This window comes from Methylocaldum sp. RMAD-M (genome assembly GCF_017832375.1).
In the GTDB taxonomy this organism is placed as follows: domain Bacteria; phylum Pseudomonadota; class Gammaproteobacteria; order Methylococcales; family Methylococcaceae; genus Methylocaldum.
Window position 1 is genome coordinate 1 of the sequence record NZ_JAFIBZ010000008.1, and the last position, 13,525, is coordinate 13,525.

Annotated in this window: 13 protein-coding genes; 2 read left to right on the forward strand and 11 right to left on the reverse strand. The window is 60.5% G+C overall.

Features of this window, described 5'->3' with window-relative positions; all coding sequences use genetic code 11:
• Positions 1 to 100: 100 nt before the first annotated feature.
• Both tnpB and JOD69_RS09950 read right to left on the reverse strand, forming a co-directional pair.
• Complete coding sequence (tnpB, locus tag JOD69_RS09945) at positions 101 to 445, reverse strand: IS66 family insertion sequence element accessory protein TnpB (RefSeq protein WP_210023915.1); 345 nt, start codon at positions 443 to 445, stop codon at positions 101 to 103.
• On the reverse strand, positions 442 to 840 hold the full coding sequence (locus tag JOD69_RS09950) for a transposase (protein WP_210023916.1): 399 nt from the start codon (positions 838 to 840) through the stop codon (positions 442 to 444). The genes tnpB and JOD69_RS09950 overlap by 4 nt, the downstream gene beginning before the upstream one ends.
• Before the next feature lie 122 nt (positions 841 to 962).
• On the opposite strand from JOD69_RS09950, the gene JOD69_RS09955 reads away from it, so the two are divergent.
• On the forward strand, positions 963 to 1,589 hold the full coding sequence (locus JOD69_RS09955; protein WP_139841124.1) for a hypothetical protein: 627 nt from the start codon (positions 963 to 965) through the stop codon (positions 1,587 to 1,589).
• 420 nt (positions 1,590 to 2,009) lie between these two features.
• Here JOD69_RS09955 and JOD69_RS09960 read toward each other — a convergent pair whose 3' ends face one another.
• From JOD69_RS09960 to JOD69_RS09995, 8 genes are all read right to left on the reverse strand, one after another.
• Positions 2,010 to 3,407, reverse strand: coding sequence for an RICIN domain-containing protein (locus JOD69_RS09960; protein ID WP_210023917.1), 1,398 nt, complete (start codon positions 3,405 to 3,407; stop codon positions 2,010 to 2,012).
• Between the two features lie 478 nt (positions 3,408 to 3,885).
• Complete coding sequence (locus JOD69_RS09965) at positions 3,886 to 4,233, reverse strand: Mor transcription activator family protein (RefSeq protein ID WP_077728621.1); 348 nt, start codon at positions 4,231 to 4,233, stop codon at positions 3,886 to 3,888.
• Between the two features lie 35 nt (positions 4,234 to 4,268).
• On the reverse strand, positions 4,269 to 5,138 hold the full coding sequence (locus tag JOD69_RS09970) for an oxidoreductase (protein ID WP_086134871.1): 870 nt from the start codon (positions 5,136 to 5,138) through the stop codon (positions 4,269 to 4,271).
• Between the two features lie 141 nt (positions 5,139 to 5,279).
• Positions 5,280 to 6,434 (reverse strand): hybrid sensor histidine kinase/response regulator, encoded by a 1,155-nt coding sequence (locus JOD69_RS09975; protein ID WP_086134872.1) that lies wholly within the window; start codon positions 6,432 to 6,434, stop codon positions 5,280 to 5,282.
• Positions 6,424 to 7,047, reverse strand: coding sequence for a chemotaxis protein CheB (locus JOD69_RS09980; RefSeq protein ID WP_205781117.1), 624 nt, complete (start codon positions 7,045 to 7,047; stop codon positions 6,424 to 6,426). The genes JOD69_RS09975 and JOD69_RS09980 overlap by 11 nt, the downstream gene beginning before the upstream one ends.
• Before the next feature lie 8 nt (positions 7,048 to 7,055).
• A complete protein-coding gene (locus JOD69_RS09985) occupies positions 7,056 to 7,874 on the reverse strand; it encodes a protein-glutamate O-methyltransferase CheR (protein ID WP_205780659.1) in 819 nt (272 codons plus the stop codon).
• An 8-nt stretch (positions 7,875 to 7,882) separates the two neighbouring features.
• Complete coding sequence (locus tag JOD69_RS09990; RefSeq protein WP_086134873.1) at positions 7,883 to 10,993, reverse strand: response regulator; 3,111 nt, start codon at positions 10,991 to 10,993, stop codon at positions 7,883 to 7,885.
• Between the two features lie 237 nt (positions 10,994 to 11,230).
• Positions 11,231 to 11,956: a protein-methionine-sulfoxide reductase heme-binding subunit MsrQ gene (locus tag JOD69_RS09995; protein WP_077728742.1), complete on the reverse strand. Its 726-nt coding sequence runs from the start codon at positions 11,954 to 11,956 to the stop codon at positions 11,231 to 11,233.
• A 68-nt stretch (positions 11,957 to 12,024) separates the two neighbouring features.
• Between JOD69_RS09995 and JOD69_RS10000 the strand changes: the two genes are divergently transcribed.
• Complete coding sequence (locus JOD69_RS10000; RefSeq protein ID WP_077728616.1) at positions 12,025 to 12,294, forward strand: hypothetical protein; 270 nt, start codon at positions 12,025 to 12,027, stop codon at positions 12,292 to 12,294.
• A 146-nt stretch (positions 12,295 to 12,440) separates the two neighbouring features.
• Here the strand turns inward: JOD69_RS10000 and msrP are convergent, their stop codons facing one another.
• Positions 12,441 to 13,367, reverse strand: coding sequence for a protein-methionine-sulfoxide reductase catalytic subunit MsrP (msrP, locus tag JOD69_RS10005; protein WP_086134941.1), 927 nt, complete (start codon positions 13,365 to 13,367; stop codon positions 12,441 to 12,443).
• Between the last annotated feature and the right edge of the window lie 158 nt (positions 13,368 to 13,525).

Sequence of the window (13,525 nt, forward strand, 5' to 3'; positions counted from 1 at the left end):
GCGATTTCGACGCGCTGGGCTTCAATCAGCGTCTTGAGGGCGGGAATCTCATCGGGAAGCACGTCGGGGTTGGTCATGCCCCGATTATACCCGCCTTCGGTCAGGCAGCGTGAACGGGAGCCGTGCGGATCGGGCGGCGCCAGTCGATGCCTTCCAGCAGCATCGACAACTGGGCGGGGGTGAGGGATACCGTGCCGCCCGTCGCCTGCGGCCAGACGAAGCGGCCCCGCTCCAGCCGCTTGGCGAACAGGCAGAGTCCATCGCCGTCCCACCAGAGTAGTTTGATCCGGTCGCCGCGTCGCCCGCGAAAGGCAAAAATGTGTCCGGAGAAGGGCTCGGCTTGGAGCTGGGTCTGGACCAGGGCGGCCAAGCCATCGAAGCCGCGGCGCAGATCGGTCACCCCGGCGGCAATCCAGATGCGGGTGCCGGACGGAGGCGCGATCATGGGCCCTTGAGACTCGCGAGGACGGTGCGCAAGGTCGCCGCATCGACGGGACCTTTCACCTGAACCCGCGTACCCCCGAGTTCGATGGTGATGGTGCCCGGTGGAGCGGATACCGTGGCTTCACGCGCTGGCGCGGCCAATGCGGGCGTCATCGCCACCGGTAATAAGGTCGGCCCCGGCGGACCGGCCGGGGCGTTCCGGTCCTTAAGGTAGTGTCGGCGCCATTTGAACAGTTGATTGGCGTTGATCCGATGCGCCAGCGCAATCCCCGCGACCGAGGCGCCCGGCTGTAGGGTCCGCTCCACCAGTTCGCGCTTGAACTCAGGCGCAAACCGCCGCCGGCCCAAGGTATCCATCGCCACCACGCCCATTGTGAAGTCAGCATCGTGAGTCATCAGTGCGTCCACCTCAAGAGTGTGCGGACACCCCGTGCATCCGCTCGCACCAGTGTCGCCTGAGCCTTTCAATCCGTCGAGACGGTCCTCGGCGGACGCTTACCGTTTACTGTGGTGTCGCCGTGAGCGTCACAGCCGATCACGTCCCACCCAAGGCCTTCTTCCCACGGCCGCGGCCCAGCAACCTGAAAACAGTGCCCGCTTGCTTTGCCTGCAACAACGCAGCGGGCCGCGACGAAGAGTACTTCTTGGCAGCACTTATGTTCTCGGACGCGGGCGTAACGGAACCGGGAAAGAAACTTTGGAACCAGAAGCTCCAGCGCATGTACGCAAAGAACTTGGGCCTTCGTAGACATATCGGTAGCGCCCTTCAAGCTGTACAACTCACAACGCCTGCGGGCATTCATTTGGGTCGTCGGATGGCGTTCAGCATTCAAGAACCACGCCTCGAAGCTGTAGCCACCAAGATTGTGCGAGGACTGCACTTCCTCGAAACAGGCTCAGCCGCCCCAGCCGACTGGGACGTCATGTGCCTCTTCGTCCGAGAACGTCGTCATGTGGAGGCGGTCGCCCAGTACAACCATATGCTGAATCCCGGCGCGCATTCGTGGCCACAGATCTTTCAGTATCGTCGCGGAGCTGTCCCTGGTCAGCCGTTGAAGTCGATGTGGCTTCTGTGGTTCTGGCGCACCCATATCTTCTGGATCACAACCCAGCAAGGTTCTTCGGATGCATCGAATGACGGCTAACCCTCCCGTCGAGCGGATGGCTTCTGGCAAACTGGCGCTCATGTCGAAAGTTGGACGTCATAATGAGGACCGTAGGCTGAGTTGTAGCGATAGCGAAAACCCAGCGAATCCACGTGTCAAAGAGCTGGGTTTCGTTCCTCAACCCAGCCTACGGCACTCCCCGCCGAGGAGCGGGCAAGCTGCACGGCATGTCCGACCTGTTTGCTACCTGCTGAGCCTCAAGGCCTGCACCGCATCCATAGCTTTAGAAGACTGCAATCAACGCAATTTCAGGATCAGATTAGTTGCCACTATCCGGCGGATTGGGCTGGACCGATAGAGCCGGACGTTACCATGGGGGAGCGAGATTAAACTTACAGGGCAACACGGCTACCCGCTGTACGAGGGCTAATTGTCCCGTCATTAGCCCTCTGTTACGCCTTATTGAAGCAGGTTCTGAAGATCCCTGACAGCCTCACCATAGCGCGTATTGTGACCTTTAACTATCGCCTTCGCCAGCAGGTCTAAGTCAACGTCTGCCATTCTACGTGGCGAGGAAGCGCCCGGCGCATGCTCATAGTTAAAGACAATCACGTCTATAAACACCGGTCGCCGGAGCTGCTTGCCTCCAAGCATCTTAATCAGCGCTCCGGTAATTGCGGGATAAGGTGTAAAGCTGGGGTTGCTAAGCCAATCCCTTAGATCCGCTTCCGGGACGCTGAAATCGACCCCAGCCAAGCGCAATGCATGCATAGCGTCGATTTTTATGGGTACTGCCTGCAGCTGCTCTGCAGATAATGGTTGTTGGATAACGCCCAGCGGTTCGATAGTGAAGTTTATTGTGACCTTGCCTTCAGAATTATCCATTTGCATTGTTCCTGGCCCCGCCGCGCCAAAAGTCCTGGTCACGGTACCTACAACTTCCCAAACATCGGGATCAAAAATGCCGCGATCGAACTCGCGGACCTGGCAAGTGACAGTCACGGGCAGTCCGCTCTCGTGGATAAGTGTGCGGTTTACGTCGATAGTCCCACCTGTATCCTTCTCCACCATTCCCACTAACTCTGTATCCGCCTCATTGCCAATGCCACAGTGAAGCTTCCAATCACAGGCGCCGCCTTCGCGACAGTCATCGATCTTCATATTGTTGACGGTGACGTGGACCTTGCGCGTGACTATGCCTTCGGATGGGAAGGGCATACCTTCTTGCCGCAGACTCCACTGCTGCACATTTAGACCCTCACACTTCGAGAGCATCATCTCAAAGAAGAATTCGAAAGTAGGTAAACAAAATCCGCCGCCTCCCACTTCTGGAAATTCGCAGCCGGGGTCAACGACTGCAACGTCTAAACCCCAGCCCGTCGGCGGCTTGCCAACGCGCGTAGCGTGGGTCAGGCATTTATTGGGGTCCACTCCGACAGGCCGTAAGCGGCTATCAAACGGGAAAGCCCATTTCTGTGCTGCGTTGTCATTGCAGACGCTTACAGAGACGCCCATGCCGGTTCGAACAGGGCCATTCAAATCGAAACACAACTGCGGAGCCGAGCGGTGCATCACAAGACGCGACGTGCCGGGGTCGAACCGAAAATCCTGCGCAGCAGAGCTGTTGCAATCCATCAACGATAACAATCCTCCCTGAATCGATCCCTCAACGCACTTACCCGGAAAGGCCGGGGAGGTGATCGGCTCAGCCCAGGCAACCCGCGCGCCGACCGTCATTATCGCGCTGAGTAGCGACATCGCTATGGATCGACTCAACATCGGCAAATTGTGTCGCGATAGATTGATTTCGACTGCGAGACACCGAGTCGTGCTTGTCCTAGATACTTTGTGCACCATAACAACCTCCCCTGTCCACTGTTGAGTTCCCATGATGGGCGTGAGCGGTATTAGGTGTCAACGGCGCCGCACGCCCGCCTGCCAGGCACTTCTCCCCGCCTGGAAGGAAAAACGGGTCAGGCTTTGGCTTTTTGATATTTAGCGTGGCGGATACGGTCACTTACGGAAAGCGTAGCGCTCCCGATTGGGGGAATCGAAACTGGGCGATCCGCAGGGGCGAGTTAAAAGAAGGCTTTGAGGACCAGCGAGAGGACCCCGGCCAGCAGTACGCCCATCATCCACTTGAGCACGGCCAAATCAGTGCGAATGGGGGCCAGGGCGGTTTCCAGATCGGTCTTGGTAACCGATTGGGTGTGGGTGTCGGCGGTTATAGTGGTCCTTCAACTCAAGAGATGTCTGACCTGAGAAATATTCCTGCCGGACTTGCGGCGGCTGCGCGAGAGTAGCCTCGGAACCGAAATGGCGTCAATGCCGCGCTTTACTTTCCCACGATGGCATATACCGCCGACCGGCTCAGGCCGTACCGGGCCATCAGCTCTTTCACATTCCGCCCGTTCCATTCGGTCAGGATGCGGGCGTTTCCTTCCTCCCGCGTGAGCGGTGCCTCGGCCGGCTTGTGGGTCAGGCTCGATTCGAGGGCTGCGGCGATGATCTCGGTGCGCGATGTTCCTTGGACGACAGTATGGGCTACTCCGGGATGTAGCAGTTTCCGGCCGGCGGCGGTTCTTCCGGGCTCCCCTCTCCTTCTTCGAGCGCTTCGAACACGGGTCGACGGCCAGCCGGTGCCGGAATGCGACTGACCGGCGCTACCGAACTCCGCCCTCAAAGGGGTGAGGAGCTAAAACACGAGCGGGCATCGCGCTACTTCGGTTCCATCGGCACCATCCGCGAAACCGCCGCATCCCAGATCCGGTCCGGCATCAAGCCGTGCAGCACGGACATCAGCTTGGAAGGCGCGCCGACGTGATAGCGGGTGTCCGGCTTCGGGCTTGTCGCCGCCTCGACGATGACCTCGGCAACCTCCCGGGCCGTCAGCACCCCCGTCCTGCCGAACTTGAGCATTTCCCGCGTGGTCTCGGCAAGGTTCTGTTTGAACACTCGGTAGGGACTGTCCGCTCCCGTGTCGGGAATGGTGCTGATCGCCACTTCGGCGAACCGGGTCGCGACGGGTCCGGGCTGGACGTCCACCACATCGATGCCGAAGGTGCTCGCCTCCATGCGCAGGGTTTCGTTGATCGCCTCCACCGCGTGTTTTGTCGCATGGTAGAAACCGGCACCCGGCTGGGTGATTTCGCCGGCGACGGAGCTGACATTGATGATGCGGCCCCTGCCCGCGCGGCGCATCCCCGGCAGTACCAGCTGGCACATACGGACGAGGCCGAAAACATTGACCTCGAATTGCCGCCGCACGGCATCCATGGGCACCTCTTCGACAGGCCCGTACTGTCCGTATCCCGCATTGTTCACCAGTACATCGAGGCGTCCGTGAGCGCTCTCGACGGTTTTTACGGCATTTTGCATCGAAGCTTCGTCGGTCACGTCGAGCTGAACCGTGTCGCAGCCCTTCGCTTTCAACTCCTCTATATCGGCGACCCGGCGCGCGGTCGCGACGGTCATGAATCCGGCCGCCTTAAGAGCCAGGGCGGCCGCCCGCCCGATGCCCGAGGACGTGCCGGTTATCAAGGCGACGGATTGATTTTCCGAGGCGGGATCGATTGGTGTATCGGCCATGACGCGTTCCTCCTGGCTAACCCGAAACAACAAAAGGTTTCGAGATTAGACAGAATTGATCTTCGGGCTTCCCCCGGATTTCGTCGAAACCTTCGCCGCGATGGCCTGGACGGTCGTCGTCGTGAACCGTTCCACAGAGTCTCAAGCCAGCACCGGCAGCCACACCGAGAACTCGCTCCCCTTCCCCGGTCCTTCGCTGTAGGCCTCGATTCGCCCCTGGTGCAACTCCACCAGGTTCTTGACGATGGCCAGACCTAGCCCCAGCCCGCCCTGAGCGCGATCGAGGGTTCTCTCGGACTGAGTGAAGATATCGAAAACATGGGATAACAGCGATTCCGCCATGCCTTCCCCGTTATCCTTTACCCGGATTAGAGCTTCTTCGCGCTCCCGAGTCACAGTCAGCCAAATGGTCCCTCCCGTGGGCGTGTATTTGGCGGCGTTGTTCAGCAGATTGGAGATCAGTTGCGCCAGACGCGCTCCGTCCCCCATGAGCCGAATGGGAACATTCGGGACCGAAACGATCAATTCGTGCTGACGCGACTGAATCAAGGGCCGGGTGCTTTCCAAGGCCTGATCGACTACCGCTGCGAGCTCGATCGGTTCCTTCCGGATGGTGATCTTGCCCTGCTCGATCCGAGAGATATCGAGGAGATCCTCTACCAGGCGAGCCAAATGCCCGGTCTGACGGTCGATAACCTGCTGAACCGTTTGAAGCTTCGGATCCGTTACGTTCATTTTTTTCATGATTTGCGCGGCATTCTTGATCGGCGCCAGCGGATTCCGAAGTTCATGGCCGAGCATGGCCAGGAATTCGTTCTTGCGCCTGTCGGCTGCCTTCAGCGCATTCTCGATCCGCTGCCGTTCGGCGAGCGCAACTTCCAGCTCGCGCACGCGTTTCGCCAGTTCCTGCTTCTGCCGGTAGAGCTGCATGAAGACGGCGACTTTGCTCGACAGGATGTGCGGGTCCAGCGGCTTGAACAGGAAGTCCACGGCCCCCGAGTCGTAACCCTTGAATACGCGGGCATGGTCGTGAATGCCGGCGGTGACGAAAATGATGGGGACCTCGCGGGTGCGCTCGGTTCCTCGCATCAATTCGGCCAGCTCGAACCCGTCCATTCCCGGCATCTGCACGTCGACGAGCGCCAGCGCCACCTCGTGCACGAGCAGAAGATCCAATGCCTCCTCGCCGGAACGCGCGCATAGCAGATCGGCCTCATGCCCGCTTAAAAGGCCCGCCAGCGCCACGAGATTCTCCTCGCGATCATCGACCAACAGGATTTTCGGTTTAGCGGTCATGATTCTCCTTACGCTCGGTTGCTTCACCGCACCCCGCCGACCGGAGCAGATATGCGCGAATGCCCGCGGCCGGCAGCACGCGGGCATGCTTGCACAGGGCAATGGCGGCGTTCGGCATGACCGGAATCGAGGCGTCTTCCGGAGCCTGGACGATGGCGAGCCCGCCTGCGTCCTCGATGGCCTTGAGACCGCTCGCACCGTCGGCATTGGCGCCGGAGAGCAGGACTCCGATCAGCCGCGCGCCGAAGACATCGGCCGCGGATTCGAACAGAACATCGATGGAGGGTAAACTGAAATTTACCGGCTCGTCTACCGAGAAGGCAAAAACCACCTCCCGATCGATCAGCAGGTGGTAGTCGGCCGGAGCAACATAGATCATCGAACCTGAGACCGGTTCCTTGTCCAGTGGTTCCCGTACCGGGCGGCCGGCCTTGGCCGCGACAACTTCGGGCAGCACGCTGGGCTTGTGCCGCGGCAAATGCAGAACGATAACGATGGGTACGGTGAAGTCGTCGGGCAAATCGGCGAGCAGAGTCGAGAGCGCTTCCAGCGCCCCGGCGGAACCGCCCACCACGATCGCCTCCGCTGTGGCCGGCATCGTCCATGATTCCATATTGTGTTTCATTCCTTCTGATAGATTCTTTCGGCGCCCGCGAACTCGCTGAATTCCGCAGCGTGATCCGAGAACCGCAGCGTCTCCTTGGCCCCCAGGGCCAAAAATCCCTTCCGGGACAACGAATCCCGAAACAGCCCTATCGCCCGGTCCTGCAACGCGCGGTCGAAGTAGATGAGGACGTTGCGGCAGGTGACGAGCTGAACCTCGGCGAAAACATTGTCGGTCGCGAGGCTGTGGTCGGAAAACAAGATGTTCTTGCGCAGAGCTTTGTCGAACACGGCCGAACCGTAGGCCGCGGTGTAATAATCGGAGAGCGACGTACGTCCGCCCGCAGCCTGGTAGGCTTCGCTGAACCCCGCAATCCGATCCAGATCGTAGATGCCCGCCTTGGCCTTCCGCAGCGCTTCCGGATTGATGTCCGTCGCATAAATCAGGCTTCGGTCGAGCAGTTCCTCCTCTTTCAGCAAGATGGCGAGGGAATAAACCTCTTCGCCGGTGCTGCAACCCGCGACCCAAATCTTCAGGGACGGATAAGTTTGCAGAAAAGGGACCACTTTTTCGCGCAGCGCCAGATAAAACGCGGGATCGCGAAACATCTCGCTCACTATGATGGTGAGAAACGACAAAAGCTCCGGAAAGACGCCGGGCTCATGCAGGATTCGCTCCTGGAGCCCCGACAGCGATCGACAGCCGAACCGCTGCATCGCCTGGGAAAGCCGGCGCTTCAGCGATGCCGGCGAATAATGGCGAAAGTCATAGTGAAACCTGAGGTAAATCGCCTCGAGGATTAACTTGAGCTCCGTGTCGAAAGTGTCGTCGTGCAAAGCATCCTCTACTTGGGGATCCAGACCTTGATGAGCGAAATCAGCTTATCGATATCGATGGGCTTCGCGATGTAATCGTTGGCGCCCGCTTGAAGGCATATCGCTCGGTCGTCGGGCATCGCCTTTGCGGTGAGCGCGATGATCGGGAGATTCTTCCATTCCGGGCGCTTGCGGATCTCCCGCGTTGCGGTGAGGCCGTCCATCTCGGGCATCATGATGTCCATGAGAACCAGATCGACCGCGGCATCGGGCTCCTGCGCGGAACGCTCGAGGACCTCGAGCGCTTCCCTGCCGTTGCGGGCGATGCGCACCTTGGCGCCTTTCGGCTCGAGCACGCTGGAAATCGCGAAGATATTGCGCACGTCGTCCTCGACCACCAGGATGTTGCGGCCTTCGAGCGCTTCCTCGCGGTTGCGCAGCTCGCGCAGAATCTCCTGATGCTCTCGGGGAAGCTGGGCCTCCACCTGGTGGAGAAAGAGCGTCACCTCGTCCAGCAAGCGCTCGGGCGATCGCGCGCCCTTGACGATGATGGTGCTGGCATAGCGGCGCAGCCGGCTCTCCTCCTCCCGCGTCAGCGTCCGTCCGGTGTAAACGATGACGGGAGGGAACGAGAAGGCCTCGCCGGAAGCCATTTTGTCGAGCAGTTCGTAACCCGAGATGTCCGGCAGGCTGAGGTCGAGGACCACGCAGTCGAAGGTCGAGTCCTTCAGCTGGCTCAGCGCCTCGCTGCCGGTCCCGACCGAAACGACCTCGACCCCCTCGGTGCGGAGAAGCCGCTCTATGCTCTCGCGCTGGACCACGACGTCCTCGACCACCAAAACGCGGCGGACGTTCTGTTCCAGCTTCCGCTCCAGCTTGCGGAAAGCGCTCACGAGCTGCTCGCGCATGACCGGCTTGAGCGCGTACCCGACCGCGCCCATTTCGAGGGCTTGCTGGGTATAGTCGGAAATCGAGATGACGTGCACCGGGATATGGCGGGTCGCGGCATGGCCCTTGAGGCTCTCGAGCACGCTGAGCCCCGAATGGTCCGGAAGGTGGATATCGAGAATGATCGCGCTGGGCAGGAATTGCTCCGCGAGCGCGAGGCCCTCGCCGGCACTCGCCGCGATCAGGCACTGGAAACGCATTTCGTGCGCGAGATCGCGCAAGATGCCGGCAAACGCCCGGTCGTCCTCGATGATCAGAATGCTCCGATCGCCCGGCGCGAGACGCTCGCGGTCGTCCTGCGCCGGCTCTCCGGTCGGGTCCGCGGAGACTCTTTCCACGCTCGGGGCGGAACGCTCGGCCGCCGGACGGGCCTTATTCAGGAAAATCACCTCCGCTTCGGGAGGCCGCTCCTCGCCGGTTTGCTGTGCGAACTCGGTAGGCAGAACGAGCGTAAAGGTGCTTCCTTTACCGGGAACGCTCTCCACCGAGATTTCGCCGCCCAATCGGTGTGCGAGTTCCCTTGAAATCGTCAAACCCAACCCGGTGCCCCCGTGCCGTCGCTGGGTACTCCCGTCGGCTTGGCGGAATGCCTCGAATATGGCGTCCTGGTGCTCGGGCGGAATGCCGATACCGGTGTCGCGGACGGCAAAGCCGATCCGGTCCGGTCCGACTTGCTCCACGCGCAGGCCGACCTCGCCCGCCTCGGTGAACTTGCAGGCGTTCGAGAGCAGGTTTCTCAGAATCTGCTGGAGACGGAGCGGATCGCTAGTGATCACCCTTGCCGTCCCGGGCTCTATGCGAGCTTCGAATGCGAGCTTCTTCTGCGAAGCTACCGGTTGAAAGCTTCGCTGGAGCGTCTCTACCAAGGTCTCGAGTTGAACCGGCTCAGGCCGTATCTCCATGCGGCCCGCCTCGATCCTGGAGAGATCGAGAATATCGTTGATCAGGTCGAGCAGGTCGTTGCCCGACGTGTAGATGATCGATGCGTACTTGACCTGCTCCGGGGTCAGATTGCCGTCCCTGTTGTCGGCGAGGAGCTTGGCCAGAATGAGCGCGCTGTTGAGCGGGGTGCGCAGCTCATGGCTCATGTTCGCCAGGAATTCCGACTTGTATTGGTTGGCTCGGGCGAGATCCTCCGAGCGCTTCATCAGCTCCCCCTGAGCTCGCGACAGCTCGTCGCGCTGTTCCTCGAGCCGGACGTTGATCTCGGTCAACTCCTCGTTCTGCGCTTCCAGGCGCGCCTCCGACTCGGACAGCGCCTTGCTCTGGCTCTCGAGCTCCTCGTTGGCCACCTTCAGCTCCTCCTTTTGCCTCTGCAGTTCGTCGGCCTGCCGCTGCGTTTTCCGGAGGAGGTCCTCGAGCCGGGTGCGGTACAGGGTTGAGCGAATCGCGCTGGCCACCGACTCGGCCATCGTGCCGAGGATATCCATGTCCGAGATGCCCACCGGCTGGATGAAACCGAGCTCGACCACCGCCTTGACCTTGCCGTCGATGATCGCCGGCATCACCACGAGGTGCCTGGGACCGGCTCCCCCGAGCGCCGACGAAACCCGGAGATACCCGTCGGGCAGTTTATCGAAGCGCAAGACCCGCTGGTCCTTGACCGCCTGGCCGGCCAGCCCTTCACCCGGCGCGATGCGTTCGGGACAGGCCGAATCCGCTCCGACGGCGTACGTCGCCATGCGACGAAACTCGCCGCCGTCCCGCTCGGCCGCGTAGAGAACGCCGACCGGCACATCGAGGTACTCGCAGAGAAAGCGCAGAATATTGTCGCAGAGGACCGGCAGTGTCTGCTCTCCCTGCATGCGGATGCCCAAGTCCCGCTGACCGGAACGAATCCAATCATCCTCCCTGAGCCTGAGTTTTATAAAAATACTCTGTCGGGCGATCACCGCCACCACCCAGATCGCCAGCGTGCCGAGGGTTCTGTTCAACCACGGTATGGTCGGCAAGGGATCTATGGAAGGCGGGGAGAGAAATCGGCCGGCGACGATCAAGACCGTTGCGACGACGGCTATGACGATCGGCATCCGCGGACGCCAAACATAGAGGCTGAAAGCGAGCGGGAGAAAGTAGACGGCCCATGCAGCGATGCCGAGCGGAGTCATGATATCGGTCACGAAGCCGAACGCGACGCCGAGCACGATGGCGGCATCGGCCACCGGGGTGCGCTGCTTCTCGAACCGTATCATCGCGCGGCTCGCGGCTTTCGAGAAACGACGCGCTGAATCTTGCCGATGGCGAACATGGAAATTTCGAGCGACACGGTAGTGTTTCCGGAGAAGAATGGGAAATTTGATCGGTGTGACACCTTTCTGCCGAAAGGGTGCGTTTCAGCTAAGACGCTGTCAAGCGAAGAAAAATCCAAAATTCGGATGAAGAAGCCGAAAACGAAGGGATTCGGCTATCCGAACGGACGAGAGGCAGGTCTACGGCGTAGTCTCGGAATGGGCTTTTCCGTCCAAGACCGATAGGCCCGGCGGATGCCGACTCGAACTCGGTCCGTCGATATTCGATGACTTCCGCTTCTCCTCCGATCGAGCCCCGGAAACTTGTTTCCGGACCGCGTCCATCATCCGAAAACCGAGCAACAAGGCCAAGATCGCGGCATCGATCGCGGGCCTCGAGATATCTTTCTTGACCAGCCACCAGAAATGAACGACTCCGAGAATGGCGATCAGATAAACCAATCGGTGCAGCACTCGCCAGCGCTTCCCGCCGAGACGGCGGATCATCCCGTCGGTCGAGGTGACGGCGAGGGGAACGAGCAGAAGCAAGGCGGTGAATCCCACGGTGATGTACGGCCGCTTGGCGATGTCCTTGACGATGCCGGCCCAATCGAAGAACTGGTCCAGAACCAGGTAGGTGAGGAAATGAAGGCATCCGTAGAAAAAAGCGAACAGCCCCAGCATCCGCCGGAAACGCCCCGGCCAGGACCACCCGAAAAACCGCCGGAGCGGCGTCACCGCCAAGGTGACCAGCAGCAGGGTCAAGGTCCAGTACCCCGTGGTCCGGGTGATTTTCTCGATCGGATTCGCCCCCAACTGATCGAGCACGCCGTCGGCGATCAGCTTGAACAGGGGGATCGATAAGATCAGGAAGAGTCCTCGCTTGAGGGCGGCTATCGTCTTGGGATGGGGATTTCGAATATTCATGACCATAAATTTGATAAGCCTTTGTCGGCGGGGGATAAGACGAAGCGCAATCCCAAACCGCCTTTATCTTGTCCGTCATTCCAATCGCAAACGGCGTCTTCGGGAAGGGCGTGGCCGGCGCTCCCGGCCAGGCCGTTTGCGATTGGAAGGGTCATCCCAGCGCTCCTGGGATGACCGTTTGCGATTGGAGCGCCGAAGCCCCCCTTCCCGACACCACGTCCCAGCCGAGCGTCTTCGTCGGCAAAGGATTGCCGACCTACGAATGCTTGAATCAATTCACCCGAGCCGAAGGCGCCAACGACGTCCGCCAAGCCTGTTTTGCCGTACGAGCGAGATAAAAACGCTCTAGTTCTTCCAACAGCAAACGGTCGCTTTAGTCGCACCTCATCCCTGGACACTAGACCCCGGCAATCCCTGCCGGGGTGACGACTTGTGTCATATCCATGCCCTTTGGGAGAAAGTCGCCCAGAGCGATCAAGCTGCCCTAAAAAAACTTACGCAAATCCATCCCCGCATATAACTGCGCCACCTGATCGCCATAACCGTTGAAAGGCAAGGTGGGACGCTTGAAGAATTCGCCGATGCGGCGTTCCTTGGCCTGGCTCCAGCGGGGGTGGTCGACCTCCGGATTCACGTTGGCGTAAAAGCCGTATTCCCTCGCGCCCGCCTTCATCCAGGTGGAGACCGGCTGCTTTTCCACGAAGCGGATGCGCACGATGGATTTGGCGCTCTTGAAGCCATACTTCCAGGGCACCACCAGCCGTATCGGCGCGCCGTTCTGGTTGGGCAGGACCTCACCGTAAAGCCCCACCGCAAGGAGGGTCAAAGGGTGCGCGGCCTCGTCCATGCGCAGCCCCTCGACATACGGCCAGTCCAGCACCGCCGAGCGCTGGCCGGGCATCTGCGCGGGGTCCAGCAAGGTCGTGAACTCCACGAATTTGGCGTTGCCGGTGGGTTCCACGCGCCTGATCAGTTCCGCCAGGGGAAAGCCCACCCAGGGCACCACCATGGACCAGGCTTCGACGCAGCGCAGCCGGTAGACGCGCTCTTCCAGCGGGGCCAGTTTCAGCAGCTCGTCGATATCGTAAGTCTTGGGCTTGCGGACTTCGCCCTCCACCGCCACCGTCCAGGGACGGGTTTTCAGGCTCCCGGCCAGTTTCGCGGGGGACTCCTTGTCGGTGCCGAATTCGTAGAAATTGTTGTAGCGGGTGATGTCCTCGTAAGGCGTTGTCTTGTCCGGGAGCACGTAATCGCTCTTTCGGACGTCGGGCAGCTTCTCACCGGCGGCGAGACCCGGCGGCAGTAGAGCCAGGGCCGAGGCTCCGGCCGCGAGTTGCAGGAACCGCCGCCGGCCGTAAAACAGCTCGCGCGGGGTGATTTCCGAGGGCCTGATATCGGAGGGTTTCTTGATCAGCATCGCGATTGACCTCTTGAACGGAATGGGCCTGAAAAAGCGCGTCCAAGCGTTTTTCGAGCTCCGGGATTATTTGATGAGAGCGGACGTTGACCTCGTAATCCAGCTCGCGCGTAGCGGTTCATGTTTCCCCTCCCGATTCGGTCCGCAATTTC